The 26,911-nt window shown below is 36.6% G+C and carries 20 protein-coding genes, 5 tRNA genes and 1 pseudogene; 24 read left to right on the forward strand and 2 right to left on the reverse strand.

Going from position 1 to position 26,911, the window contains the following annotated elements; translation table 11 throughout:
* The 23 genes from AB9K26_RS01945 (at position 1) to AB9K26_RS02055 (ending at position 21,537) form a co-directional block, all read left to right on the forward strand.
* Positions 1-1,023, forward strand: coding sequence for a TrkA family potassium uptake protein (locus tag AB9K26_RS01945; RefSeq protein WP_369970851.1), 1,023 nt, complete (start codon positions 1-3; stop codon positions 1,021-1,023).
* 97 nt (positions 1,024-1,120) lie between these two features.
* Positions 1,121-2,743: an alanine/glycine:cation symporter family protein gene (locus AB9K26_RS01950; RefSeq protein ID WP_369970852.1), complete on the forward strand. Its 1,623-nt coding sequence runs from the start codon at positions 1,121-1,123 to the stop codon at positions 2,741-2,743.
* A gap of 16 nt (positions 2,744-2,759) precedes the next feature.
* Positions 2,760-3,629, forward strand: a complete 870-nt coding sequence (locus tag AB9K26_RS01955; protein ID WP_369970853.1) for a ComEA family DNA-binding protein — start codon at positions 2,760-2,762, stop codon at positions 3,627-3,629.
* A 21-nt stretch (positions 3,630-3,650) separates the two neighbouring features.
* Positions 3,651-4,817: an acyl-CoA dehydrogenase family protein gene (locus AB9K26_RS01960; protein WP_369970854.1), complete on the forward strand. Its 1,167-nt coding sequence runs from the start codon at positions 3,651-3,653 to the stop codon at positions 4,815-4,817.
* 23 nt (positions 4,818-4,840) lie between these two features.
* Complete coding sequence (locus AB9K26_RS01965) at positions 4,841-6,271, forward strand: carboxypeptidase-like regulatory domain-containing protein (RefSeq protein ID WP_369970855.1); 1,431 nt, start codon at positions 4,841-4,843, stop codon at positions 6,269-6,271.
* A 94-nt stretch (positions 6,272-6,365) separates the two neighbouring features.
* The gene (gene rpsU, locus AB9K26_RS01970; RefSeq protein WP_369970856.1) at positions 6,366-6,560 is read left to right on the forward strand and encodes a 30S ribosomal protein S21; all 195 of its coding nucleotides are present in this window, start codon (positions 6,366-6,368) and stop codon (positions 6,558-6,560) included.
* 111 nt (positions 6,561-6,671) lie between these two features.
* Positions 6,672-7,562, forward strand: coding sequence for a tyrosine-type recombinase/integrase (locus AB9K26_RS01975; protein WP_369970857.1), 891 nt, complete (start codon positions 6,672-6,674; stop codon positions 7,560-7,562).
* Positions 7,563-7,586: 24 nt separating this feature from the next.
* A complete protein-coding gene (gene hpf / locus AB9K26_RS01980) occupies positions 7,587-7,889 on the forward strand; it encodes a ribosome hibernation-promoting factor, HPF/YfiA family (protein WP_369970858.1) in 303 nt (100 codons plus the stop codon).
* A 101-nt stretch (positions 7,890-7,990) separates the two neighbouring features.
* Positions 7,991-8,064: transfer RNA gene (locus AB9K26_RS01985), tRNA-Thr, on the forward strand.
* A gap of 45 nt (positions 8,065-8,109) precedes the next feature.
* Positions 8,110-8,192 (forward strand) — tRNA-Tyr (locus AB9K26_RS01990).
* A gap of 41 nt (positions 8,193-8,233) precedes the next feature.
* A tRNA-Gly gene (locus AB9K26_RS01995) sits at positions 8,234-8,306 on the forward strand.
* A gap of 64 nt (positions 8,307-8,370) precedes the next feature.
* A tRNA-Thr gene (locus tag AB9K26_RS02000) sits at positions 8,371-8,442 on the forward strand.
* A 53-nt stretch (positions 8,443-8,495) separates the two neighbouring features.
* Entirely contained in the window at positions 8,496-9,683 is a 1,188-nt protein-coding gene (gene tuf, locus AB9K26_RS02005) for an elongation factor Tu (RefSeq protein ID WP_369970859.1), read from the forward strand.
* 62 nt (positions 9,684-9,745) lie between these two features.
* Positions 9,746-9,818: transfer RNA gene (locus tag AB9K26_RS02010), tRNA-Trp, on the forward strand.
* Positions 9,819-9,833: 15 nt separating this feature from the next.
* Complete coding sequence (gene secE / locus AB9K26_RS02015; protein WP_369970860.1) at positions 9,834-10,025, forward strand: preprotein translocase subunit SecE; 192 nt, start codon at positions 9,834-9,836, stop codon at positions 10,023-10,025.
* A 25-nt stretch (positions 10,026-10,050) separates the two neighbouring features.
* Positions 10,051-10,608 carry a transcription termination/antitermination protein NusG gene (gene nusG, locus AB9K26_RS02020; RefSeq protein WP_369970861.1) on the forward strand — a complete coding sequence of 186 codons (558 nt, stop codon included), beginning with the start codon at positions 10,051-10,053 and terminating at the stop codon, positions 10,606-10,608.
* Positions 10,609-10,681: 73 nt separating this feature from the next.
* Positions 10,682-11,122 (forward strand): 50S ribosomal protein L11, encoded by a 441-nt coding sequence (gene rplK, locus AB9K26_RS02025; protein WP_369970862.1) that lies wholly within the window; start codon positions 10,682-10,684, stop codon positions 11,120-11,122.
* 11 nt (positions 11,123-11,133) lie between these two features.
* Positions 11,134-11,823 (forward strand): 50S ribosomal protein L1, encoded by a 690-nt coding sequence (gene rplA, locus AB9K26_RS02030; RefSeq protein WP_369970863.1) that lies wholly within the window; start codon positions 11,134-11,136, stop codon positions 11,821-11,823.
* Between the two features lie 19 nt (positions 11,824-11,842).
* Positions 11,843-12,364, forward strand: a complete 522-nt coding sequence (rplJ, locus tag AB9K26_RS02035) for a 50S ribosomal protein L10 (protein ID WP_369970864.1) — start codon at positions 11,843-11,845, stop codon at positions 12,362-12,364.
* A gap of 58 nt (positions 12,365-12,422) precedes the next feature.
* Complete coding sequence (rplL, locus tag AB9K26_RS02040; RefSeq protein ID WP_369970865.1) at positions 12,423-12,800, forward strand: 50S ribosomal protein L7/L12; 378 nt, start codon at positions 12,423-12,425, stop codon at positions 12,798-12,800.
* Positions 12,801-12,925: 125 nt separating this feature from the next.
* The gene (gene rpoB / locus AB9K26_RS02045; protein ID WP_369970866.1) at positions 12,926-16,738 is read left to right on the forward strand and encodes a DNA-directed RNA polymerase subunit beta; all 3,813 of its coding nucleotides are present in this window, start codon (positions 12,926-12,928) and stop codon (positions 16,736-16,738) included.
* A gap of 65 nt (positions 16,739-16,803) precedes the next feature.
* Positions 16,804-21,105 (forward strand): DNA-directed RNA polymerase subunit beta', encoded by a 4,302-nt coding sequence (gene rpoC / locus AB9K26_RS02050; RefSeq protein WP_369970867.1) that lies wholly within the window; start codon positions 16,804-16,806, stop codon positions 21,103-21,105.
* A 117-nt stretch (positions 21,106-21,222) separates the two neighbouring features.
* A complete protein-coding gene (locus AB9K26_RS02055) occupies positions 21,223-21,537 on the forward strand; it encodes a DUF3467 domain-containing protein (RefSeq protein WP_369970868.1) in 315 nt (104 codons plus the stop codon).
* A gap of 157 nt (positions 21,538-21,694) precedes the next feature.
* Here the strand turns inward: AB9K26_RS02055 and AB9K26_RS02060 are convergent, their stop codons facing one another.
* Complete coding sequence (locus AB9K26_RS02060; RefSeq protein WP_369970869.1) at positions 21,695-21,925, reverse strand: (4Fe-4S)-binding protein; 231 nt, start codon at positions 21,923-21,925, stop codon at positions 21,695-21,697.
* 137 nt (positions 21,926-22,062) lie between these two features.
* Positions 22,063-23,652 carry a peptide chain release factor 3 gene (locus AB9K26_RS02065; RefSeq protein ID WP_369970870.1) on the reverse strand — a complete coding sequence of 530 codons (1,590 nt, stop codon included), beginning with the start codon at positions 23,650-23,652 and terminating at the stop codon, positions 22,063-22,065.
* Positions 23,653-24,052: 400 nt separating this feature from the next.
* Here AB9K26_RS02065 and AB9K26_RS02070 point away from each other — a divergent pair.
* Positions 24,053-26,911 (forward strand): annotated as a pseudogene (locus AB9K26_RS02070) (hypothetical protein); the annotation flags it as partial.

The following is a 26,911-nucleotide window of genomic DNA, read 5'->3' on the forward strand; positions in this document are numbered from 1 at the left end:
ATGAATAATCCTGTAATTAAACTTTTTAGAACTAAAATTTACACCGCAGTATTTCTGTTGGTCTTATTGATTTTAGTTGGTGTGATAGGGTTTATGGTTACGGCAAATTATTCGCTGGTAGATGCATTCTATATGACTGTCATTACCATAACAACCGTTGGCTTTAAGGAAGTTCAACCCTTAGATGATAGTGCTAAAATTTTTACCATATGTTTAATATTGGCCAGTGTAGTGATTTTGGGTTACGCCATAACGGTCATTACAGAATATATTTTAAGTAAAAATGATTTAAACGTCTTAAAACAAAAAAAGATGCAAAAAAAGATTGATAACCTTAAAAACCATATCATTATTTGTGGTTATGGGCGTAATGGTAAACAGGCTGCAGCTAAATTGGTCACATATAAAAAACCATTTGTAATAATAGAAAAGAACAAGGAAGTCATTGAGCGAAATCAAGATGATAACCTGCCTTTTATTTTAGGAAATGCCAATGAAGATGACATTTTGATAAGAGCTGGAATTGAACGAGCAAATACCTTAATTTGTGCTTTGCCAAATGATGCCGACAACCTCTTTGTAGTATTGTCTGCAAGGCAAATCAATAAAAATATGAACATCATCAGTAGAGCTTCGCAGGAAACTTCTTATGAAAAATTAAAATTAGCTGGAGCGAACAATGTTATCTTGCCAGACCGCATTGGTGGTGACCATATGGCGTCTTTGGTAGTGGTTCCAGATTTGGTAGAGTTTATTGACAACCTTGGTATTGTTGGTGAACGTAATATCAATATCGAGGAGGTTTTGGTAGATCAACTTTACGATACCTCACAGGTAAAGACTATTAAAGATTTGGATTTACGTCGCAAAACGGGTTGTACAGTGATTGGTTTTAAAGATGGAAAGGGCGAATATTTAGTGAATCCAGAAGCTGACACCGATTTAATTGAAGGCTCTAAAATCATTGTATTGGGACGACCGGAACAGATTGAAAAGTTGAACTCCCTATACGATATTAGGTAGCCTAAGAATCCATTTTAACTAGCGATGTTTTATAAACTCATTTTTTTTTAGCATCTTGTAACTCTTATAAAATGCTAACTAATTTAAAATTTCGAATATGAAGAAATATCTTCTGTCATTTTTTGCTGTAATCCTACCTATAATCACATTTGCGCAGCAAACTACTTCTGAAAAAATTGATGAGGTTTTCACTGACTATACAGGTTGGTTTGTTGATGCCATATTTTATGAAATTCCGTTTTCGGAAGATTATCAAATTCCTTGGGTGTTAATTGTACTTATTGGTGGTGCCCTGTTTTTTACCATTTATTTCAGATTTATCAATGTTACAGGATTTAGAACTGCCATTAAAGTGGTTAGAGGTCAATATGAAGACATTGAAAAACATGGAGCAGATACTTTGTATGGAGATCAAACTCCAAATGAAACAGAAGATATCATTGAAACTATAAGAGATGAAAGTGCCGATGGTGAAGTATCGCATTTCCAAGCGCTAACGGCTGCTTTGTCTGCTACCGTTGGTTTAGGGAATATCGCAGGAGTTGCGGTTGCTTTATCTATTGGAGGACCAGGAGCAACGTTCTGGATGATTGTAGCTGGCCTTTTGGGTATGGCTTCCAAATTTGCTGAATGTACTTTGGGTGTTAAATATCGTGATGTGGGAGAGGATGGAACCGTTTATGGTGGTCCAATGTATTATCTCACAAAAGGTCTTAAATCAAAAGGAATGGGAGGCTTCGGAAAAGTATTAGCGGTCTTGTTTGCCATTTTTGTTATTGGAGGCTCATTTGGCGGTGGAAATATGTTCCAAGCCAATCAAGCAGCAGCTCAATTTATTAAGCTTTTTGATTTAGAAGGTGGTAACGCCGGACTGTATTTCGGAATCGTAATGGCTATTCTTGTAGCGATTGTTATTATTGGTGGTATTAAACGTATTGCTAAAGTCACTGAAAAGGTTGTGCCATTTATGGCTGGAATTTATGTGCTTGCTGCTTTAATTATTCTTGGCGCTAACTTTACCTTAATTGATGATGCGTTTGCTCTGATTTTTGAAGGTGCTTTTTCCGGATTGGGAATTGCTGGTGGTCTTGTTGGTGTGATGATACAGGGTATTCGTCGTGGTGCCTTTTCAAATGAAGCTGGTGTTGGTTCTGCTGCTATTGCACACTCAGCAGTTCGAACAAAATATCCAGCTAGTGAAGGTATTGTAGCCTTATTAGAACCATTTGTTGATACCGTTGTTATTTGTACTATGACGGCATTAGTGATTGTAATTACCAATTTTGATGGTGCTTTCATGGAATATGGTGTACAAATTACAGAAGGTGTTGAAATTACAGCTCAAGCATTTGATTCTGTAATTCCGCATTTCTCAATAATTCTTACTATAGCCGTTATCTTATTTGCTTTTTCAACTATGATTTCTTGGTCGTATTATGGAATGCAAGGTTGGGTGTTCCTTTTCGGAAGAGGAAAAACATCTGATATGGTCTATAAAATCCTATTTCTGTTTTTTGTGGTTGTAGGAGCTTCGATAAGTCTAGGTGCTGTGATTAATTTCTCTGATGCCATGATATTTGCCATGGTCGTACCTAATATTATTGGTGTTATTTTACTATCGCCAATCATTAACAAGGAATTGAAAAGATACTACAAAGCTATTGCGGTAAAAGAAGACGCTATCGATGAAGGCGCAGAAGATTTGAACGATCATCTATAGTATAAGATAAGAATTTATGAAAGATTTTAAATCCCACTTGACGTTTACCAAACAACAGCGCAGTGGGATTTTGTTTTTGCTACTACTTATTGTTGCTCTTCAGTGTGTTTATGTGTTTATAGATGTTCCTTCAGAAGATACTAAAATCGATGCTCAAGAAATCGCCTTTTTTCAAGCTGAAATTGATTCTCTGAAGGCAGTCAAAATAGAAGAGAGCACACCTAAAATCTATCCTTTCAATCCGAATTTTATAACAGATTATAAAGGTTATACACTTGGTATGTCAAATGAGGAAATCGACCGATTGTTAGCCTTTCGGAAACAAAACAAATGGATCAATTCTGCTGAAGATTTTCAAAAAGTGACTTTGGTGTCAGATGAATTACTGGATGAATTATCTCCCTATTTTAAGTTTCCAGAATGGATTACCAATCCTAAACCTAAAACTTATAGCTACGATTCCAATACGCCTAAGACCTATGATCAAAAAATCGATTTAAATCTAGCCACAGCATCGCAACTAAAACGTGTGAATGGAATAGGAGAAAAACTATCGGAACGCATAGTGGCTTACAGAGCAAAGCTTGGAGGTCGGTTTACTTCAGAGGTTCAATTACAAGATGTATACGGGTTGTCGGAAGAAGTCATTCAACGCATAAATAATGATTTTGTGGTCAAGACCCCAAAAGAGGTTTCAAAGATTTCTCTTAATTCAGCAACTATAGAAGAACTCGTTACGATTCAGCATATCGATTACGAAATAGCAAACTACATACTGCAAGAGCGTACGCTTAGGGAAGGCTTTAAATCCTTGGATGAATTAACAAAAGTTAAAGACTTTCCCATCAAAAAAATTGAGATAATTAAGTTATATTTGACCCTCTAATTCAGATAAAAAATTGCACTTATGAATAGCATGTACTTCACCGAAGAACATCAAATGTTTAGACAGAGTTTACAGGATTTTCTTCAAAAGGAAGTGGTTCCTCATATTGAAAAATGGGAAGAGACAGGACACATCGAACGTTTTATTTGGAAGAAATTTGGCGAGATGGGTTTCTTTGGAATTGCCTATCCTGAACAGTATGGTGGAATGGATCTCGATCTTTTTTATACAGTCATTTTACTGGAAGAACTTCAAAAAATCAATTCTGGCGGATTTGCAGCGGCCATTTGGGCGCATGTTTATTTGGCCATGACACACGTCAATAAAGAAGGAAGCCATGAGCTTAAGGAAAAATATTTAACACCAAGTATTACAGGTGATAAAATAGGTTGCCTTTGTATTACGGAACCTTTTGGAGGAAGTGATGTAGCTGGTATGCGAACAACAGCTGTTAAAGAAGGTGACACCTATGTCATCAATGGTTCCAAGACTTTTATTACTAATGGTGTTTATAGTGATTATCTTGTAGTAGCGGCTAAAACAAATCCAGAATTGGGAAATAAAGGCATCAGTATTTTTATGATTGATAGAGAGACACCTGGCGTTTCTGCAACGAAACTCGATAAATTGGGTTGGCGTGCTTCAGATACTGGAGAGATTGCTTTTGATAATGTTGTCATTCCTGCTTCAAATTTGATGGGTGAGGAGAATAAAGGCTTTCCGTATATCATGCAACATTTTTCATTGGAACGATTGATTATGGGTATCAATGCACATGCTAGGGCTGAACATGCTTTAGAGTATACTTTAAAATATATGAGCGAGCGTGAAGCCTTCGGAAAATCAATAGACCGTTTTCAAGCGTTGAGACATAGAATAGCGGATCGCTATACCGAAATGGAAATCTGCAAGGAGTTCAATTATTCGGTTGCAAAACGACTTAATGACGGACAATACGTGGTTAAGGAAGCGACAATGTCTAAATTGCAATCCACTAAAATGGCTGATGAGGTTATTTATGATTGCTTGCAATTTTTAGGAGGTTATGGATATATGGAAGAATATCCTTTAGCTAGAATGCTTCGCGATAGTAGACTTGGACCTATTGGAGGAGGTACTTCGGAAATATTACGTGAAATCATTGCCAAAATGGTTATCGATAAAAAAGATTATAAACCTGCTACATAATTGCTAGACCAAAACAACTCAATATGAGAGCAACTTTATTGAAACTTAGTTTACTTATTGCATTATTTTCAATTAGTTGTACGCTTTCTGCGCAAATTGAGTTGAAGAATAAAGTTGTAGACTTTACAACTTTAATGCCACTCGAAAGCGCGAGCGTTTACGTTAAAAATACAACGATTGGAACGGTGACCAATCAAGATGGCAAGTTTGTACTTCAGGTACCTGAAGAGTTTGCTAATGACACACTTGTCATTTCATCAATAGGTTACAAAAGCTTTAAGTCAACTGTCAATGAATTTGATAACACACAAGAAATTTATCTGGAAGAAGATATTGCAGCTTTAGATGAAATTGTATTGGTAGCTGAAACGCGACCAACCACTGGAAACGAGATCATGCTGAAAGCACTTGAAAAATTATCTCAAAATTTACCAGATTCGGCGTATCTCCAAAAAGGCTTTTTAAGGCATAAGGAGCGCAATGCAAAAGAATTCAAATGGCTTATTGAAAGTGCGATCACAGTTTATGATTCAGGCTATTCGGTAACATCTGATGAGCATCTGAAAATCAATGTAGATCAAGTTCGAAAAAGTTATGACTTAAGAGATATTGATAGTCTTTTTTCATATTCTTCCTATTTGAAACGCTACGAAAATTTAAAAGGCTTAAAGGCCGAAAATCTAAAAAGGGATACGATTGAAACGGCATCACTTATCAAAGCAATTAAATGGAACGATACACGAGTTAACGGACTTGAAAATTTATTCAAAGGTAAATTGAATTTACTACGCAATTCAAACACTTCAAATGCTTTATTTGGAGAAGATATACTAGATAGCCACCAATTCAAACTTGATACAGTTCTGGTAGATAACGATCGTAAAATCTATAAAATCCAAATTTCAGATAGCCAGGATTTTGTAGGTCTTGATACAGAAGGTATTTTTAACGAAGGTTATAAGGCTCAAGGTTGGGTGTATATTTATTGGGATAATTACGCCATCAAAAAAATCGAGTATGAATTGGTTGCTGCTTCTAATGCTCAAAAAATTAGAAGCAAAACACTTTTTGGAACACAAACCAATCATAAACTAGTTATGACTTATATGGAGTATAACGATAAGATGTACCCAAGTTATATCTACTACGAAACGCCAAAATTGGTGAATGTCGGATTAAAAACCGATGAAAAACTGTCAGAAGAGGAAAAAGCTAAGTACAACAAAGAAGAGCGTTTTTATTATACGGTTCAGGAGATTTTGTTTTCTGAAGTCATATTAGATAATGACATTATTGCTCAAGCGTTGGAATCTTCCCCTTGGGATCCTGATATGTTTTCATCGAAACCTTATGATAAATCCTTTTGGAGCAGTTACAATATTCTATTGGAAAGTGAAGAAGATGAACAGTTAATAAAAGACTTGAGCAAACGTGCTTCGTTATTCAAACAATAAGCTATTTTTAAAAAGTGATTTTTTTATTTTGAAATTTTAAATTCCTTTCTATATTTGCAGCCTGAAATTCTAAAAGAGAGGAGGTTAAGACACTATGTTAAAGATACCAGTTAAAGAAGGAGAAAATATAGATAGAGCTTTAAAGCGCTACAAGAGAAAGTTTGACAGAACAGGTACTAAGCGCGAGCTAAATGCACGTAAGCAGTTCACAAAACCTTCTGTTGAGCGTAGAGCACAATTGCAAAAAGCACAGTATGTTCAAGGCTTAAGAGATCAAGAAAACGTATAATCTCGAAGATAAGAATACAAAATCCCATTAGCAATAATGGGATTTTTTTATGTCTATTTGTTTTGAATTTAAACTTCGTATTTTTAAATTGAATATCAATTCGTGGGATATATGTCGCTAAAAGCTTTTACAAATTATTTATTGTTAGAAAAAAACTACTCCAAATTAACGTTACAAGCTTATCATAATGATATTGAAGACTTTTCAGTATTTGTAACAGATCGTTTCGATTCCAATTCAATTATAAAGGTAAATTATCCACAAATAAGAAGTTGGATTGTTGAGCTGGTAGATAATGGTATTACAAACCGCAGTATCAACAGAAAAATATCTTCGTTAAATACCTATTATAAATTTCTTCTGAAAACAGAACAGATAGAAGTGAATCCTCTTGCTAAACATAAAGCTTTAAAAACCGCAAAAAAGGTACAGGTTCCATTTTCCCAAACTGAAATGGATTCGGTTATGAAAGAACTAAATGACGCTAAAGGTTTTGAAGAATTAAGAAACCGTTTGATAATTGAACTTTTTTATGCTACTGGAATCCGACGAATAGAACTTGTGCAATTAAAGCTAGAGGACGTTGATCTTGCCAATAAAATGTTAAAGGTTACAGGAAAGCGAAATAAAGAACGATTTATTCCATTAATACCATCGGTCGCTGAAAGTGTTGAAGCTTATACAAAAGTTAGAAATGACCTAGAGGTTATTGAAGATAAATCACATTTGTTCTTAACCAAAAAAGGGGTTAAAATTTATGAAACGCTTGTCTACAGAATTATAAATGATTACTTTAGTAAAGTATCGACTAAGGTTAAACGCAGTCCTCATATTATTAGGCACTCGTTTGCTACGCACCTTTTAAACCAAGGTGCTAACCTTAATGCTGTAAAAGAACTTCTTGGGCATTCAAGTTTGGCAGCTACCCAAGTTTATACACATAATAGTATAGCAGAACTAAAAAAAGTTTATGCTAATGCGCACCCAAGAAGTAAAAAATAATTGTCTAACCAAAAAAGATTGAATATGAAAGTAAACACTCAATCCGTAAATTTCAATGCAGACAGAAAATTAATTGCCTTCATACAGAAGCGTATGGATAAATTGGATTTATTTTATGATAAGGTCATTGATTCTGATGTGTATTTGAAGGTTGAAAATACTAGTGGAAAAGAAAATAAAATATTTGAAGCCAGAGTAAATGTTCCAGGCGATAGTTTTGTGGTAAAGAAACAATGCAAAACATTTGAAGAAGGAACAGATATGGCTGTTTCTTCATTAGAAAGACAGTTGAAAAAGCGAAAACAAAAATTAAGAGCTTATATGTAGTAAAATTTTTCAAAAAATGTTTTGAATAAATAAATAAATCTTTACATTTGCAGTCCGTTAGAAATAGCGGGCTTTTTTTGTAAGAAAAAAGTGGTATAAAAGCCGATATAGCTCAGCTGGCTAGAGCAGCTGATTTGTAATCAGCAGGTCGTGGGTTCGAGTCCCTCTATCGGCTCTTAAAATTACCACAAACACAGAGAAAGTAACGTTCATTTAAATTGGGGAGATACTCAAGCGGCCAACGAGGACAGACTGTAAATCTGTTGTTTTTTAACTTCGCAGGTTCGAATCCTGCTCTCCCCACATAATTATACCTTCAATTGTATTAAGGCAATTGTAAAAACGCGGGAGTAGCTCAGTTGGTAGAGCGTCAGCCTTCCAAGCTGAATGTCGCCGGTTCGAACCCGGTCTCCCGCTCTAAATCAAGTAAAGTTCTAGCTTGATATTAGGTAAACGTTTCTGTTTAGAAAACAACCTTAAGGCCGGTGTAGCTCAGGGGTAGAGCGTTTCCTTGGTAAGGAAGAGGTCACGAGTTCAAATCTCGTCATTGGCTCTTTTTAAGAAAAAATTTGAACACTAATATAAATAAGATTAAATAAATTTAAAATGGCAAAGGCAACTTTTGATCGTTCAAAACCACACCTTAACATAGGTACAATTGGACACGTAGATCACGGTAAAACAACTTTAACAGCTGCTATCACTAAAGTATTAGCTGATGCAGGTTTATCAGAAGCAAGAAGTTTCGATACTATCGATAACGCTCCTGAAGAAAAAGAAAGAGGTATCACAATTAATACTTCTCACGTAGAGTATCAAACAGCTAACCGTCACTATGCGCACGTTGACTGTCCAGGTCACGCCGATTACGTAAAGAACATGGTTACTGGTGCTGCTCAAATGGATGGTGCTATTTTGGTTGTTGCTGCAACAGATGGTCCTATGCCACAAACTCGTGAGCACATCTTACTTGGTCGTCAGGTAGGTATTCCTCGTATCGTTGTATTCATGAACAAAGTTGACATGGTTGACGATGAAGAGCTTTTAGAGTTAGTAGAAATGGAAATCAGAGATTTGTTATCTTTCTATGAGTATGACGGAGATAATGGTCCTATCATTGCTGGATCTGCTTTAGGAGCACTTAACGGTGAGCAAAAGTGGGTTGATACAGTTATGGAATTGATGGAAGCTGTTGATAACTGGATTGAAGAGCCTGTTCGTGATATGGATAAGCCATTCTTGATGCCAATTGAAGATGTATTCTCAATTACTGGTCGTGGAACGGTTGCTACTGGTCGTATTGAAACTGGTGTGGCTAACACAGGAGATCCTGTTGAGATTATCGGTATGGGAGCTGAAAAATTGACTTCTACTATTACTGGTATCGAAATGTTCCGTCAAATTTTGGATAGAGGTGAAGCTGGTGATAACGCAGGTATCTTGTTAAGAGGTATTGAGAAAACTCAAATCTCAAGAGGTATGGTAATTACTAAGCCAGGTTCAGTAACACCACATGCTAAATTTAAAGCTGAGGTGTATATCTTGAAAAAAGAAGAAGGTGGACGTCACACTCCATTCCATAACAATTACCGTCCGCAGTTCTACGTTCGTACAACTGACGTAACTGGAAACATTTCTCTTCCAGATGGTGTTGAAATGGTAATGCCTGGTGATAACTTAACTATTACTGTTGAGTTGATCCAACCAATTGCAATGAACGTAGGTTTACGTTTCGCTATCCGTGAAGGTGGTAGAACAGTTGGTGCAGGTCAGGTAACTGAAATTTTAGACTAAAATATTTTTTTATAAATATGGATTAAGGTGTTCGTCTGAGGCGAACGCCTTGATTTATATTTACGGGTTTAGCTCAGTTGGTAGAGCACTGGTCTCCAAAACCAGGTGTCGGGAGTTCGAGTCTCTCAACCCGTGCAAATATAAAATCAAATGGCAGGAATAGTAAATTACGTTAAAGAATCGTTTGAAGAGTTGAAGAACAATGTGACATGGCCTTCATGGTCAGAGGCGCAAAGCCTCACAGTATTGGTTGCTGTGTTTTCAATAATTTTTTCTTTGGCTATTTGGGGAATCGATACAGTTTTTAGCAAAGTCATTAAGGCGTATTTTGGCTTGATGTAACAAACACTTTAAAAAGGAGATTAAGATGTCTGAGACAAATGGAAATAAAAAGTGGTATGTTGTTAGAGCTGTAAGTGGCCAAGAAAATAAAATCAAGACCTATATCGAAAATGAGATAGCTAGATTAGGTTTGGAGGATTTTGTTGACCAGGTATTGGTTCCAACTGAAAAAGTAATACAAATACGTAACGGGAAAAAAATCAACAAAGAACGTGTTTATTTTCCTGGTTACATTATGATACAAGCCAATCTTAGTGGTGAAATACCTCACATTATTAAGTCAATTACAAACGTGATTGGCTTCTTAGGGGAAACAAAAGGAGGAGATCCTGTTCCTTTAAGACAGTCTGAGGTGAATAGAATGCTAGGTAAGGTTGATGAACTTGCAGTTGATACTGACGTGAATGTGGCCATACCATATACAGTTGGTGAAACGGTTAAAGTTATTGATGGACCGTTCAACGGGTTTGACGGAACTATCGAGAAAATTAATGAAGAGAAGCGTAAACTTGAAGTAATGGTTAAGATTTTCGGAAGAAAAACACCGTTGGAATTGAGTTATATGCAAGTTGAAAAAGTATAATAATTGTTACAAATATAGAACGTACGCTTTTTAGCTTCCTACTTAAAAATCGTACCACACTAAAATTAGTAAAATGGCAAAAGAACTAGACAAAGTAGTTAAGTTACAAGTTCGGGGAGGTGCTGCGAATCCATCGCCACCGGTTGGACCCGCTTTAGGTGCTGCTGGAGTTAATATCATGGAGTTCTGTAAGCAATTTAATGGTAGAACACAAGATAAAGCTGGAAAGGTTTTACCTGTTGTTATATCAGTTTACAAGGACAAGTCTTTCGACTTCGTGATTAAAACGCCTCCTGCGGCAGTACAATTATTAGAAGCGGCCAAAGTAAAGAAAGGATCTGGAGAACCAAACCGAAAGAAAGTAGCTAAAGTCACTTGGGATCAAGTGAAGACAATCGCAGAAGACAAAATGCAAGATTTAAATGCATTTACTGTTGAGTCTGCTATGAAGATGGTTGCAGGTACTGCACGATCAATGGGAATCACAGTTAAAGGTGGTGAAGCACCTAACTAAAATTTTTTGAAATGGCAAGAATAACAAAAAAGAGAAAGGAAGCTTTAGCTAAAGTAGAGAAGAACAAATTGTACTCTCTTGAGGAAGCTTCATCACTATTAAAAGAGATTACATATACCAAATTTGATGCCTCTGTTGACTTAGCGGTAAGATTGGGTGTAGATCCTCGTAAAGCCAATCAAATGGTTAGAGGTGTAGTGTCTTTACCACATGGAACAGGAAAAGACATGAAAGTTTTAGCTTTAGTAACTCCTGATAAGGAAGACGAAGCTAAAGAAGCTGGTGCTGATTACGTAGGTCTTGACGAATACCTTGATAAAATCAAAGGTGGTTGGACAGATGTTGACGTTATCGTTACCATGCCTGCTATCATGGGTAAATTAGGTCCATTAGGTAGAGTGTTAGGTCCAAGAGGTCTAATGCCAAACCCAAAGACAGGAACAGTGACTATGGATATCGGTAAAGCCGTATCTGAAGTTAAAGCTGGTAAAATTGATTTCAAGGTTGACAAAACTGGAATTGTACATGCTCCTATCGGAAAGGCGTCTTTTACAGCTGATAAGATCAAGGAAAATGCAATGGAATTGTTAACCACACTGAATAAATTAAAACCAACAGCAGCGAAAGGTGTTTATATGAAGAGCATTTATTTGTCAAGTACAATGAGCCCAAGCATTGCTGTAGATCCAAAAATAAATTAAGTAGTTAATCTTTAGTATTATGACAAGAGAAGAAAAATCGCAAGTAATTGAAGAGTTGACTGCTCAGTTAGCAGAAAATACAAATATCTATTTAACTGATATTTCTGGATTGAACGCAGGAAACACTTCAGATTTACGTCGTGCTTGTTTTAAAGCCAACGTAAAGCTTAACGTTGTAAAAAATACATTGTTGACGAAAGCTATGGAAGCTTCCGATAAAGATTTCGGTGAACTTCCAGGTGTTTTGAAAGGTAATACTTCAGTAATGTATTCTGAAACTGGTAATGCTCCAGCTAAAGTAATTAAAGCCTTCCGTAAAAAATCTGATAAGCCTTTGCTTAAAGGAGCTTTTATAGAAGAAGCAATTTACATTGGCGACGAACAATTAGATACTCTAGTAGATATCAAGTCTCGTGAGGAATTAATTGGTGAGATCGTTACCTTATTACAATCTCCAGCTAAAAACGTTATCTCAGCACTTAAATCAAGTGGTGGAACATTGGCAGGAATTGTTAAAACTTTATCCGAGAAAGAAGGATAATCAAATGTGTACGCACTTAAACAAATTATATTATTAAAAATTTTTAAAAACGGTAGAAATGGCAGATTTAAAAGATTTTGCAGAACAATTAGTTAATTTAACGGTAAAAGAAGTTAATGAATTAGCTACAATATTAAAAGACGAGTACGGTATCGAACCAGCAGCAGCTGCAGTAGCAGTAGCAGCAGGTGGTGGTGCAGCAGCAGGTGAAGCAGCTGAAGAAAAGTCTGAATTTGATGTAATCCTTAAAGCGGCAGGTGGTTCTAAATTAGCTGTTGTAAAATTAGTTAAAGAATTAACTGGTTTAGGATTAAAAGAAGCAAAAGGTCTAGTTGACGAAGCTCCATCTCCAATCAAGGAAGGTGTAGCTAAAGATGAAGCTGAAGCGTTAAAGTCTCAGTTAGAAGAAGCTGGAGCTGAGGTTGAGCTTAAGTAAGCTCAGCAAACCTACAATTTATGGTTTAGGTCTTCCGAAACACTCGGAATGACCTAAACCCTTTTGTGTATTAAATAGGTACACAAATAAACCAAGTTATTTTTTAATCAAAATCTCGTTCATCGATGTTAGCAAACACAGCTGAAAGATTAAATTTCTCTTCCATAGTTAATAGAACTGAGTATCCTGATTTCTTGGATATTCAAATTAAATCCTTCCAGGATTTTTTCCAGTTAGAGACAAAATCAGAAGAAAGAGGCAATGAAGGGCTCTACAATACCTTCATGGAAAACTTCCCGATTACAGATACACGTAACCAATTTGTACTGGAGTTTTTAGATTATTTTATCGATCCTCCTCGTTATACCATAGAGGAATGTATTGAAAGAGGGCTAACATACAGTGTACCACTTAAGGCACGTTTGAAACTGTATTGTACAGACCCAGAGCATGAAGACTTTGAGACGATTGTTCAAGATGTTTACCTAGGAACAATTCCTTACATGACACCTAGCGGAACGTTTTGTATCAATGGTGCTGAGCGTGTAGTAGTGTCACAATTGCACAGGTCACCTGGTGTATTCTTTAGCCAGTCTTTCCATGCCAATGGTACTAAATTATACTCAGCAAGGGTAATTCCTTTCAAAGGATCTTGGATTGAATTTGCTACAGATATCAATCAGGTCATGTATGCATACATTGACAGAAAGAAAAAGTTACCTGTTACAACATTATTTAGAGCTATCGGATTTGAACGTGATAAGGATATTCTTGAGATTTTCGATTTAGCTGAAGAAGTTAAAGTGTCTAAATCTGGTCTTAAGAAAGTTATCGGTCGTAAACTTGCTGCTCGTGTGCTTAATACATGGCACGAAGATTTCGTTGATGAAGATACAGGTGAAGTGGTGTCTATCGAGCGTAACGAAATAGTTTTAGATCGTGATACCGAAATAGATAAAGATAATATAGCTGAAATCCTTGAAGCTGGAGTAAAAACCATCCTATTGCATAAGGAAAGTGCCCAACAAGGGGATTATGCTATCATCCATAATACATTACAGAAAGATCCAACAAACTCTGAAAAAGAAGCTGTTGAACATATTTACCGTCAATTACGTAATGCTGAACCACCAGATGAGGAAACAGCAAGAGGTATTATTGACAAGTTATTCTTCTCAGACCAACGTTACTCTTTAGGTGAAGTAGGTCGTTACAGAATGAACAAGAAATTAGGATTGGATATCGGAATGGATAAGCAAGTACTTACCAAAGAAGATATCATTACGATCATTAAATATTTAATTGAGTTGATCAACTCAAAAGCTGAGATCGATGATATCGATCACTTATCCAACCGTCGTGTACGAACTGTTGGTGAGCAGTTGTCTTCTCAGTTTGGTGTCGGTTTAGCGCGTATGGCTCGTACCATTCGTGAGCGTATGAACGTACGTGATAATGAAGTCTTTACACCAATTGACTTGATTAATGCGAAGACTTTATCTTCAGTAATCAACTCATTCTTCGGAACAAACCAGTTATCTCAGTTCATGGATCAAACCAATCCATTAGCTGAAATCACACATAAGCGTCGTTTGTCTGCTTTAGGTCCTGGAGGTCTGTCTCGTGAAAGAGCAGGTTTCGAGGTTCGTGACGTTCACTACACGCACTACGGAAGATTATGTCCCATTGAAACTCCTGAAGGACCGAACATTGGATTGATTTCATCTCTTTCTGTGTATGCTAAAGTAAATGCTATGGGCTTCATCGAAACGCCTTATAGAAAAGCTGAAGATGGTGTTGTTGATATCAAAAACGATCCAACATATTTAAGTGCTGAAGAGGAAGAAGACATGTTGATTGCACAAGCAAACATTCGTGTCGATGATAAAGGAAAAATCATTGAAGACAAGATTATTGCACGTCAAGAAGGCGATTTTCCTGTTATTGATCCCGTAAACGTTCACTACACTGATGTGGCACCAAACCAGATTGCTTCTATTTCGGCTTCATTGATTCCATTCTTGGAACATGATGATGCAAACCGTGCCTTGATGGGATCTAACATGATGCGTCAGGCTGTACCATTATTACGACCTGAAGCGCCAATCGTTGGAACTGGTCTTGAACGCCAAGTGGCTTCAGATTCAAGAGTATTGATTAATGCTGAGGGTGACGGTGTTGTTGAATACGTTGATGCCAACGAAATTGTCATTAAATACAAGCGCACTGAAGAGGAAGCAATGGTGAGCTTTGATAGCGATACCAAAACCTATCCTTTGGTGAAGTTTAGAAAAACGAACCAAGGAACTTCTATCAACCTTAAGCCAATTGTTACCAAAGGTGATAAGGTGGTTAAAGGACAAGTATTATGTGAAGGTTATGCGACTCAAAACGGCGAATTGGCATTGGGTAGAAATATGAAAGTAGCCTTCATGCCTTGGAAAGGGTACAACTTCGAGGATGCTATCGTGATTTCTGAAAAAGTAGTTCGCGATGATATCTTTACCTCAATCCATATAGATGAATATTCTCTTGAAGTTAGAGATACAAAACTAGGTAATGAAGAGTTAACCAATGATATTCCTAACGTTTCTGAAGAGGCTACAAAAGACCTTGATGAAAACGGTATGATCAGAATTGGTGCTGAAATCAAACCTGGAGACATTCTTATTGGTAAGATTACGCCTAAGGGAGAATCTGATCCAACACCTGAAGAGAAATTATTACGTGCGATTTTCGGTGATAAAGCTGGAGATGTTAAGGATGCGTCCCTAAAAGCATCACCTTCTTTACATGGTGTTGTTATCGACAAGAAGTTGTTCTCAAGGGCAATCAAAGATAAGCGTAAGAGAGCTAAGGATAAAGAAGATATCGAAGCACTAGAGAATATCTATTACAAGAAGTTTGACGACTTAAAAGATGTTTTAGTTGAAAAACTATTCGCTCTTGTAAATGGTAAAACAGCTCAGGGTATCTTTAATGACTTAGGAGAAGAAATCATTCCTAAAGGAAAGAAATATACACTTAAGATGTTAAATGCTGTAGATGATTATACGCATTTAACTTCTGGAACTTGGACGACAGATGATCACTTAAATGCTTTGGTTGCTGATTTGATTCACAATTATAAGATTAAGGAAAATGATCTTCAAGGTTCTTTACGTCGTGAGAAGTTTACCATTTCTGTTGGTGATGAGTTACCATCAGGAATTATCAAATTGGCTAAAGTATACGTTGCTAAAAAACGTAAACTTAAAGTTGGTGATAAAATGGCTGGACGTCACGGTAATAAAGGTATTGTGGCACGTATCGTTCGTCAGGAAGATATGCCATTCCTTGAAGATGGAACACCTGTTGATATCGTATTGAATCCACTTGGTGTACCATCTCGTATGAACATCGGACAGATTTATGAAACAGTTCTTGGTTGGGCTGGACAAAAATTAGGTCGTACCTATGCGACGCCTATTTTTGACGGTGCAACTCTCGATCAAATCAATGAATTTACTGATGAAGCTGGTGTGCCAAGATTTGGTCATACTTACCTTTACGATGGTGGAACAGGAGATCGTTTCGATCAAGCGGCTACCGTTGGTGTGATCTATATGATTAAACTAGGTCATATGATTGACGATAAGATGCACGCACGTTCTATTGGTCCTTACTCATTGATTACACAGCAGCCTCTTGGTGGTAAAGCACAGTTTGGTGGTCAGCGTTTTGGTGAGATGGAGGTTTGGGCGCTTGAGGCTTATGGTGCTTCAAGTACACTGCGTGAAATCTTAACCGTGAAGTCTGACGATGTGATAGGTAGAGCTAAAACTTACGAAGCTATCGTAAAAGGAGAGCCAATGCCAGAGCCAGGACTACCTGAATCTTTCAATGTATTAATGCACGAATTGAAGGGCTTAGGATTAGATATTAGATTAGAAGAATAAAATAAAAGGGGAATCCATTCGGCCGTTAAAAGTCGAATGGATAAACTATAGACTATAAAGTTATTATGGCTAGAAGACAAGATAAGAATACAGTACAGAGATTTAATAAAATCTCCATTGGTTTAGCATCTCCAGAGTCTGTTTTGGCAGCATCACGTGGTGAGGTTTTAAAACCGGAAACTATTAATTATCGAACACATAAACCAGAACGTGATGGTTTATTCTGTGAGCGTATTTTTGGTCCTGTTAAGGATTTTGAATGTGCTTGTGGTAAATATAAAAGAATTCGCTACAAAGGTATCGTTTGTGACCGATGTGGTGTTGAGGTAACTGAAAAGAAAGTACGTCGTGACCGTGTTGGGCATATCAACTTAGTTGTGCCTGTTGCTCACATCTGGTATTTCCGTTCATTACCAAATAAAATTGGATATTTATTAGGATTGCCTTCCAAGCGTTTGGATATGATTATCTATTACGAACGTTATGTGGTAATTCAACCTGGTGAAGCTAAAAATGCGGAAGGTGAACCATTACAGAAAATGGACTTCCTTACTGAGGAAGAATACCTAAATATCCTTGAAACCCTTCCGAAGGAAAATCAATATTTAGAAGATTCTGACCCTAACAAGTTTATCGCTAAAATGGGAGCAGAGTGTCTTATTGAATTGTTATCGCGAATCGATTTAGATCAACTTTCTTATGAATTGCGCCACAAGGCCAATACAGAAACGTCAAAGCAACGTAAAACGGAAGCTTTAAAGCGTCTTCAAGTGGTTGAAGCTTTTAGAGAGTCAAACGAAAACCGTGAGAATAAGCCAGAATGGATGATCATGAAGGCGATTCCAATCATTCCACCAGAATTAAGACCTTTGGTGCCTCTTGATGGTGGCCGTTTCGCAACATCCGATTTGAATGATTTATACCGCCGTGTTATTATCCGTAATAACCGTTTGAAGCGTTTGGTTGAAATCAAAGCACCAGAAGTAATCTTACGTAACGAAAAGCGTATGCTACAAGAGTCTGTAGATTCGTTATTCGATAACACACGTAAGGCTTCTGCAGTAAAGACCGATTCTAACCGTCCGTTGAAATCACTTTCAGATTCATTAAAAGGTAAGCAAGGTCGTTTCCGTCAAAACCTTTTAGGTAAGCGTGTCGATTATTCAGCACGTTCGGTTATCGTCGTTGGACCAGAATTAAAATTATTTGAATGTGGATTGCCAAAAAATATGGCAGCTGAACTTTACAAACCTTTCATCATCAGAAAACTGATAGAAAGAGGTATTGTTAAAACAGTAAAATCTGCAAAGAAAATCATAGATAGAAAAGAGCCTGTTGTTTGGGATATCTTAGAAAATGTTCTTAAAGGACATCCAGTATTACTAAACCGTGCTCCTACATTACACAGATTGGGTATCCAAGCCTTCCAACCTAAATTGATTGAAGGTAAGGCAATCCAGTTGCATCCATTGGTATGTACGGCTTTTAACGCCGATTTCGATGGTGACCAGATGGCTGTGCATTTACCACTTGGACCTGAGGCTATTTTGGAAGCTCAGTTATTGATGTTAGCATCACATAACATTTTGAATCCAGCGAATGGTTCTCCTGTAACGGTTCCTTCTCAGGATATGGTACTTGGTTTATACTATATGACCAAGCATAGAAGATCTACTGAAGAGGTGCCTGTGAAAGGCGAAGGGCTAGTATTTTATTCTCCAGAGGAAGTAACTATTGCTTACAATGAGAAGAAAGTTGACTTGAATGCTGGAATTAAAGTAAGAGTAAAAGATTTTAATGAAGAAGGAGAATTAACAACGCAGTTAATTGAAACCACTGTCGGACGTGTACTTTTCAATGAAAAAGTACCTGAAGCTGCAGGTTACATTAATGAGGTTTTGACTAAAAAGTCATTAAGAGACACTATTGGAAACATCCTAAAAGTTACTAGTGTTCCTGAAACTGCTGAATTCCTTGATGAAATCAAGACCTTAGGTTATAAGTTTGCATTCCAAGGTGGATTGTCATTCAGTTTAGGTGATATTATCATTCCTGCTGAAAAACAAACCATGATCGACAAAGCAAATGGCTTGGTTGATGGAATTATGGCCAACTATAACATGGGATTGATTACCAATAACGAACGTTACAACCAGGTAATTGATATTTGGACTTCTACCAATGCTGAATTGACAGAATTGTCTATGAAGCGTATCCGTGAAGATCAACAAGGATTCAACTCGGTGTATATGATGCTTGATTCTGGAGCTCGTGGATCGAAAGAACAAATCCGTCAGTTGACAGGTATGCGTGGATTGATGGCGAAACCTAAGAAATCTAATGCTGGAGGAGGTGAGATTATTGAAAACCCTATCCTATCTAACTTTAAAGAAGGACTTTCAATTTTAGAATACTTTATCTCTACTCACGGTGCACGTAAAGGTCTTGCCGATACGGCTCTTAAAACAGCGGATGCTGGTTATTTAACACGTCGTTTGGTTGATGTATCTCAAGATGTTATTATCTATAGTGAAGATTGTGGTACTTTAAGAGGTATCGAGGTTAGTCCATTGAAGAAAAATGAGGAAATCATTGAAAGCCTTGAGTCTAGAATTGTTGGTCGTACATCATTAAACGATGTTTATGACCCAATTACTGAAGAGCTTTTAGTTGAAGCTGGTGGTCATATTAATGATGTTATCGCTAAGCGAATTGATGTATCTGCTTTAGATACTATTGAAGTACGTTCGCCTTTGACTTGTGAAGCAAAACAAGGAATTTGTGCAAAATGTTACGGTAGAAATCTTGCCACTGGTAAAATGGTACAAAGAGGAGAAGCTGTTGGTGTTGTTGCTGCCCAATCTATTGGTGAGCCTGGAACTCAGTTGACACTTCGTACATTCCACGTAGGTGGTATTGCAGGAAACATTTCCGAAGAGAATAAATTAGTCGTTAAGTTTGACGGTATTGCTGAAATAGAAGACCTTAAAACAGTAAAAGGTACTGACAACGAAGGTAATAAAGTTGACGTGGTGATTTCTCGTACATCTGAATTGAAATTAGTAGATGCTAAAACAGGAATTACCTTAAGTACTAACAATATTCCTTACGGTTCCAATATTTTTGTGAAACCAGGAGATAAGGTGAAGAAAGGTGATGTGATTTGTCAATGGGATCCATACAACGGTGTGATTATTTCAGAATTTGCTGGTAAGGTGAAATATGAAAATATTGAACAAGGTATTACTTACCAAGTAGAAATAGATGAACAAACAGGTTTCCAAGAAAAAGTAATTTCTGAATCTAGAAATAAGAAATTGATTCCTACACTTCACATTGAAGATGGAAAAGGTGAAACGATTCGTTCTTATAACTTACCTGTTGGTGCACACTTGATGATTGACGATGGTGAGAAGATTAACGTTGGGAAGATTCTTGTGAAGATTCCTCGTAAATCTGCTAAAGCAGGTGATATTACTGGTGGTTTACCACGTGTAACAGAATTATTTGAAGCACGTAATCCATCAAATCCAGCTGTTGTTAGTGAAATCGATGGTGTGGTGTCTTTTGGAAAAATCAAGAGAGGTAACCGTGAAATCATTATCGAATCTAAATTAGGTGAGGTTAAGAAATACTTAGTGAAATTATCTAATCAAATCCTGGTTCAGGAAAATGATTACGTTAAAGCTGGTATGCCACTTTCAGATGGATCAATCACGCCTAATGATATCTTAAACATCAAAGGACCTGCTGCTGTTCAGCAGTACTTAGTGAACGAGGTACAAGAAGTTTATCGTTTGCAAGGGGTTAAGATCAATGACAAGCACTTCGAGGTTGTTGTGAGACAAATGATGCGTAAGGTGAGAATCATTGATTCAGGTGATACCGTATTCTTAGAAGATCAATTGGTGCATAAATCTGACTTTATTGAAGAAAACGATAAGATTTTCGGATTGAAAGTTGTTGAAGATGCTGGAGATTCACAAACGTTGAAACCAGGTCAGATACTTTCACCTAGAGATTTAAGAGATGAGAACTCTTTACTTAGAAGAGAGGATAAGGCTTTAGCTACTGCTAGAGATGCAAAACCAGCTACAGCAACTCCTATCTTACAAGGTATTACTAGAGCTTCACTTCAAACTAAATCATTTATTTCTGCTGCATCGTTCCAGGAAACGACTAAGGTACTTAACGAAGCTGCAGTTAATGGTAAGGTTGATGAACTCGAAGGATTGAAAGAAAATGTTATCGTCGGACATAGAATTCCAGCAGGAACTGGTGTTAGAGCTTACGACAACATTATTGTAGGTTCTAAAGAGGAATTTAATGAAATGATGAAGGCTAAAGAAGAAATGAACTACAACTAGTATTTCTTTTAGGCATTGAAACATAAGTACCAACGAACGTTGGAACTTCTAGAATTATTAAAGTCCTGCTGGTTCAGTAGGACTTTAATTTTATAATATTATTTAAAACTATAAATTATGGCTGAAGACAATAAAAACAAAAAACAAGGTATCAATATAGAATTAGACGAAAAGGTAGCAGAAGGGACCTATTCAAACCTTGCAATTATCAACCACTCTGTATCAGAATTTGTCATTGATTTTGTAAGCATTATGCCTGGAACTCCAAAGAGCAAAGTGAAATCTAGAATCATTTTAACGCCTCAACATGCTAAAAGACTATTGAAGGCATTAGGAGATAACATCAGCAGGTTTGAAGCTGCTCATGGTGAAATCAAAGATTATGAAAAAGCGCCTATTCCGTTGAATTTTGGACCTACAGGACAAGCATAATTTTAGGTTTTAAAAGGAATAGTTTTTAACTTTTTCAAAATATGCCTTTAGAAAAACGCCAATTCCGTTGAATTTTGGACCTACAGGTCAGGCTTAAAAATAGAATCCCTTTTGAAAACTCGTTTCAAAAGGGATTTTTGCAATTCAGTATCTATAGTTAAGCGACTTCTTTTTTATTGATGTGGTATTGTAAAGCACCAGAAGGACACTTTCTTATTTGGGACATTATTTCATCTGTTGTAGCACCTTCTAAGTCTATCCAAGGGATTACTGATTGGCGAAATACATTCGACAGCTCTAAAGCACATCGTTCTGCGTTAATACATTGACAGGGATTGTAGGTTACAGTAATATCGCTATTACTGAAAACGTGCGGATTCGTTTTCATAAGTAGATCAATTTGGGGTTAATCGTATTTTAAATGTAATTACTATAACGATTTAGGATTAAAAAAATCGACAAAACGTATTATTTTATCGATTAAATACATATTTTTAATTGTCTTATCGATGAATGACATCTATTTTAATCAAATTCTGAAGTAAAATGTAGCGTAATATTTGGATATTTCTGTTGAGTCATTTGTAAAGAAAATGCCGAATCTGCCAAGAATACTAATTGTTCATGCTTGTCCTTAGCCAAAAATCGTTGTTTAACTCTCAAGAATTCTTTAAACTCTTCACTTTTTGGATCTTTAGGATCTACCCAACAAGCTTTGTAAACATTTAAGTTTTCATAGGTGCATTTTGCACCATATTCATGCTCAAGTCGGTATTGAATAACTTCATATTGAAGGGCTCCAACGGTACCAATCACTTTTCTGCCATTGAGTTCGAGAGTAAATAACTGGGCTACACCTTCATCCATCAATTGATCAATACCCTTGTAAAGTTGTTTTGATTTCATCGGATCGGCATTATTGATATATCTAAAATGCTCTGGTGAGAAACTTGGAATCCCTTTGTAATTCAATACTTCGCCTTCAGTTAAAGTGTCTCCAATCTTAAAATTTCCAGTGTCCTGTAGTCCAACAATATCACCAGGATACGAAATATCTACAATTTCTTTTTTCTCGGCAAAAAAAGCATTCGGACTTGAGAATTTCATTTTTTTATCATGCCGAACATGCAAATAAGGCGTATTCCTTTTAAACTCACCTGAAACAATTTTGATAAAAGCCAATCGATTTCTGTGGTTAGGATCCATATTGGCATGAATCTTAAAAACAAATCCTGTAAAGTCTTTTTCTTCAGGCTTAACTAAACGCTCTTCACTTCTCTTAGGTCGAGGCTTTGGAGCAATCTCGACAAAACAATCCAATAATTCTCGAACACCAAAATTGTTCAAGGCTGAACCAAAAAATACAGGTTGCAGATCACCGTTAAGGTACTCTTCTTTATCAAAACTTGGATAAATACCTTCCACCAATTCAATTTCATCCCTTAAGGTTTGTGCAGATTTTTCTCCCACAAGGCGATCTAGTTCTGAAGAGCTTAAATCATTTATTTCAATGGTTTCCTCTATATCTTTTCGGCTATCTCCACTGAAAAGATTGATGTTTCTTTCCCAGATATTATAAATACCTTTAAAATCATATCCCATTCCAATAGGAAAACTAAGTGGTGTGACTTTTAATCCTAATTTTTGTTCAATTTCATCGAGAAGATCAAAAGCATCCTTTCCTTCGCGATCTAGTTTATTAATAAAAACAATCATTGGAATATTCCGCATTCTACAAACTTCAACTAATTTTTCGGTTTGTTCCTCAACCCCTTTAGCGACGTCTATAACAACAATAACACTATCTACGGCAGTAAGTGTTCTAAACGTATCTTCGGCAAAATCCTTATGTCCAGGTGTATCAAGAATATTAATTTTTATCCCATCGTACTCAAAAGCAAGTACTGATGTAGCCACAGAAATTCCCCTTTGACGCTCAATTTCCATAAAATCACTGGTTGCGCCTTTTTTGATTTTATTGCTTTTAACTGCACCAGCCTCTTGAATAGCACCACCGAAAAGAAGTAATTTTTCGGTTAATGTGGTTTTACCTGCATCTGGATGGGAAATAATTCCAAATGTTCGTCGTCTATTGATTTCTTTAATAAAGCTCATAGTCATTTTTAATCGTTGCAAATATAAATCTTATTAATAGATTAAAACTTAAAACAGCCTTTTATCGTAGGTATAATTGATGCAATCTTTTAAAAACCATCTATGGATTTGTTCAAATAGGAATAATGAAATAGCGATTTTAAGAAAATTACTGAAATTGTACTTTTAACCGACAAAAACACTAGTTTAATCGGTAAAATAAATGTTAATTTTTATGGTTTGTTGATTGCATAATTGTTACATTTGAATCAGATTAATAGCACTAACATTGAACCTACAAACACAAACAGTAAGTCTGTTTCATACATTTTTGTGTATGAATCATGGCTTTTTTTGTTTTTAGATAGTTTCTCTTTGGTGTTTCAATTAATAGAAGAATAATAAATTTATATAAGATTTTATGAAAATCTCTACTCTATTCTCGTTATACATTAAGTTAGGTATTCTAGCCTCATTTCTATTATTAACAGTTGAAAGTTCATTTTCGCAAACAATTACCGCTCAAGATGATGACTTCAGTACAACTCCTTTTAATCCTATAACAGGAGCTACGACACTCAGTGTCTTTAATGATAATGGAAATGGTAATGACGATGCTGATGGATCTCCGGCTAGTGATGCAAATATTGATGATAATATTGTGATTTCCAATGATGGCGGACTTACTGGAGTATCAATTAATACAGATGGAACTATCAATATACCTATAAATAGTTCACCTGGAGCCTATACAGTAGAATATACGATTTGTTTAGATGTTAACAATACAATTTGCGATACAGCTAATGTCTCAATTGTTATTGGTGATTGTTTGGATTTCCCATTAAATGATTGCGATAATGATGGTGTTCCTAATGCTTCAGATATTTGTGAGGGATTTGATGATTCAGCTGATGCAGATGGCGATAATGTTCCAGATGGGTGTGATCTTGATGATGATAATGATGGATTATTGGATTCAGTGGAATGTAATGCTTCTAATGCTTTGGTTAATGGCAATTTTGATTCGAACCTAATTACTGGTTGGACTGAATCTGGAGATGCCGATTGGTTCAGATCAGGAATAGGTGGAGGTATTGCTAGATTTACAGCAGATAATTCTGATTCTACCTTTGAACAAACAGTTACTGTTTATCAAAATGTTATTACGGCCTTTACGTTTCAAGATGCAGCTGACGCATCTAGTCCAATTGATGCTACTTTAGAAATATCCATAGATGGTACCATAATATACAGTAAGACAGCAGCTGAAATACAAGCCGATAATGGAGGAGTCAATGTGTTTTCAACACAAACCTTCTTTTTTGTGTCTCCTACTGGTACTGCCACAATATCGATTAGAGCATTTTCTAATGGTACAGGTGTTTCAGATGATTTTAGACTAGATAATGTAATAGTTGAATTATGTCAAGATCTTGATGGAGGAGGAGTTCCTGATTTCTTAGATTCAGATAGTGATAACGATGGTTGTCAAGATGCTCTTGAAGGAGATGGCGGATTTACACTTGCAGACTTAGATATTGATGATACTTTAGGGGATGTTGTAGATGCAAACGGAATACCTATTGTTGGTGGTTCAACTGGGCAACAAAATGATGTTAGTGCTCTTAATCCAAATATTACTTCTGATGAATGTGATGATGATCTTGATGGAGTGAGTAATATAACAGATCAATGTCCTGGTTTTGATGATGCCCAAGATAATGATGGAGATTTAATTGTTGATGGATGTGACCTCGATGACGATAATGATGGAATTTTAGATACAGTTGAACAAGGCTATACTACAAGTGACCAACCAATATGTGGCTCGCACACTACTTTAGACTTTAGTAATGCACCTATCGAAGAGCTTGGAGATGGCTCTATCACAACAGTTCTTGAAGGTGAAGTTTTTAGATTCCCTTCAGTTTCAACAGGTATTGATGCTTTAGTCACAATAAATCTTGTTTACAATTGTTTTGTAACGGTTATTGATGAAAACTCTACCGACCCTACATTTTTCAAACCCGAAACTCGCTTAGGAAACGTTCCAGCTGGTCAACAACCATTTGTTGAGTACCAATTTGATTTTGTTCAATCAGGTACCAATACACCTGTTGTTCTACCTGAATTGTTTATTAATTTCAATGATTTAGATGGAAATGCTGACATACTTGAACAAAACTGGACAGAATATCCAATTACTTACACTGTTGATAATCCTACCGATGTTACAATAACTGATGAAAGTCCTTGGCTAGTTGGAACATCAGGTACAGTAAATTTTTCTGGGACCTCTAACAATAACCCTTCTGTTAATTTTTCAGCAAGTTATTCAAATACGTCAAGACAAATTATAAGATTGGGTGTTAGTGTTACAACTGCTGATAACCCCTTAACTAGAAGACATAGTGTTGAGTTTAATTGTGTCGCTAATTTTAATAACCCAGTAACTACTCTATTTGATATTGATAAGGATGGTGTCCCAAATCATTTAGATTCAGATAGTGATAACGATGGCTGTAATGATGTTGTTGAATCTGGAGGTATAGATATTGATAATGATGGCATTCTAGATGGAACTGGTTTAAATGGTAATGGATTGGTGACAGGTGGAGTAGGAGGTTATGATGGCGTTAATGGTTCTGAGATTATAAGTGATGTTGTAAATACTATTACAATAACTCCTGATCCTGCTATAATTTGTGAAGCTGAAGACTTAGTGCTAACAGCTGTAGCAACAGGAGTTCGTGTAACAGATTATGGTCTTAATGGAAGCACTAGCGACGATACAACTATAGCTATTCCAAATGCTGATTACTTGTATCAATGGTATCTAGGTGGAACCGCATTAACTGACGGAGTACAATATTCAGGTACACAAACGGCTGTTTTGACTATTCTTAATATTCCTGCAGGTTTTGATACGAATACTTATAGATTAGAAGTATCAACAATAAATAATACATGTCCTGAAGAAGAAAGCATAACCATCACCGTCGACCCGCTTCCGAACGCCGTTACGGTATCTGCTACCGCACCTAGCGTGTGCTCTGGCGATGACGGTGAGTTCGTGGTCAGTGGCGATGCCGGTGCCCCCGTGACCTACAGTATAGACTGCGGCCCGTCGGTAATAGGAGTAATACCTACCGATGGGACGATGGAGATTGCGGTTGGGGGGAGTACTCCAGCGGCGACAATCGATGTCAGCAACGTTTCCAATACGAGCTGTGACCTTGACCTTACGGGCGTTAGCGCTACGATCACCGTCGACCCG

This window comes from Psychroserpens sp. XS_ASV72 (assembly GCF_041224425.1).
In the GTDB taxonomy this organism is placed as follows: domain Bacteria; phylum Bacteroidota; class Bacteroidia; order Flavobacteriales; family Flavobacteriaceae; genus Psychroserpens.

What these genes read in the sequence shown, in the direction of transcription:
- AB9K26_RS01975 (WP_369970857.1), top strand. Translation starts at nt 6,672, where the DNA reads ATGTCGCTAAAAGCTTTTACAAATTATTTATTGTTAGAAAAAAACTAC.
- rplL (WP_369970865.1), top strand. Translation starts at nt 12,423, where the DNA reads ATGGCAGATTTAAAAGATTTTGCAGAACAATTAGTTAATTTAACGGTA.
- nusG (WP_369970861.1), top strand. Translation starts at nt 10,051, where the DNA reads ATGTCTGAGACAAATGGAAATAAAAAGTGGTATGTTGTTAGAGCTGTA.
- rpoC (WP_369970867.1), top strand. Translation starts at nt 16,804, where the DNA reads ATGGCTAGAAGACAAGATAAGAATACAGTACAGAGATTTAATAAAATC.
- hpf (WP_369970858.1), top strand. Translation starts at nt 7,587, where the DNA reads ATGAAAGTAAACACTCAATCCGTAAATTTCAATGCAGACAGAAAATTA.
- AB9K26_RS01960 (WP_369970854.1), top strand. Translation starts at nt 3,651, where the DNA reads ATGAATAGCATGTACTTCACCGAAGAACATCAAATGTTTAGACAGAGT.
- AB9K26_RS02055 (WP_369970868.1), top strand. Translation starts at nt 21,223, where the DNA reads ATGGCTGAAGACAATAAAAACAAAAAACAAGGTATCAATATAGAATTA.
- rplJ (WP_369970864.1), top strand. Translation starts at nt 11,843, where the DNA reads ATGACAAGAGAAGAAAAATCGCAAGTAATTGAAGAGTTGACTGCTCAG.
- AB9K26_RS01965 (WP_369970855.1), top strand. Translation starts at nt 4,841, where the DNA reads ATGAGAGCAACTTTATTGAAACTTAGTTTACTTATTGCATTATTTTCA.
- rpsU (WP_369970856.1), top strand. Translation starts at nt 6,366, where the DNA reads ATGTTAAAGATACCAGTTAAAGAAGGAGAAAATATAGATAGAGCTTTA.
- AB9K26_RS01945 (WP_369970851.1), top strand. Translation starts at nt 1, where the DNA reads ATGAATAATCCTGTAATTAAACTTTTTAGAACTAAAATTTACACCGCA.
- tuf (WP_369970859.1), top strand. Translation starts at nt 8,496, where the DNA reads ATGGCAAAGGCAACTTTTGATCGTTCAAAACCACACCTTAACATAGGT.
- secE (WP_369970860.1), top strand. Translation starts at nt 9,834, where the DNA reads ATGGCAGGAATAGTAAATTACGTTAAAGAATCGTTTGAAGAGTTGAAG.
- rplK (WP_369970862.1), top strand. Translation starts at nt 10,682, where the DNA reads ATGGCAAAAGAACTAGACAAAGTAGTTAAGTTACAAGTTCGGGGAGGT.
- AB9K26_RS01955 (WP_369970853.1), top strand. Translation starts at nt 2,760, where the DNA reads ATGAAAGATTTTAAATCCCACTTGACGTTTACCAAACAACAGCGCAGT.
- AB9K26_RS02065 (WP_369970870.1), bottom strand. Translation starts at nt 23,652, where the DNA reads ATGAGCTTTATTAAAGAAATCAATAGACGACGAACATTTGGAATTATT.
- rplA (WP_369970863.1), top strand. Translation starts at nt 11,134, where the DNA reads ATGGCAAGAATAACAAAAAAGAGAAAGGAAGCTTTAGCTAAAGTAGAG.
- AB9K26_RS01950 (WP_369970852.1), top strand. Translation starts at nt 1,121, where the DNA reads ATGAAGAAATATCTTCTGTCATTTTTTGCTGTAATCCTACCTATAATC.
- rpoB (WP_369970866.1), top strand. Translation starts at nt 12,926, where the DNA reads ATGTTAGCAAACACAGCTGAAAGATTAAATTTCTCTTCCATAGTTAAT.
- AB9K26_RS02060 (WP_369970869.1), bottom strand. Translation starts at nt 21,925, where the DNA reads ATGAAAACGAATCCGCACGTTTTCAGTAATAGCGATATTACTGTAACC.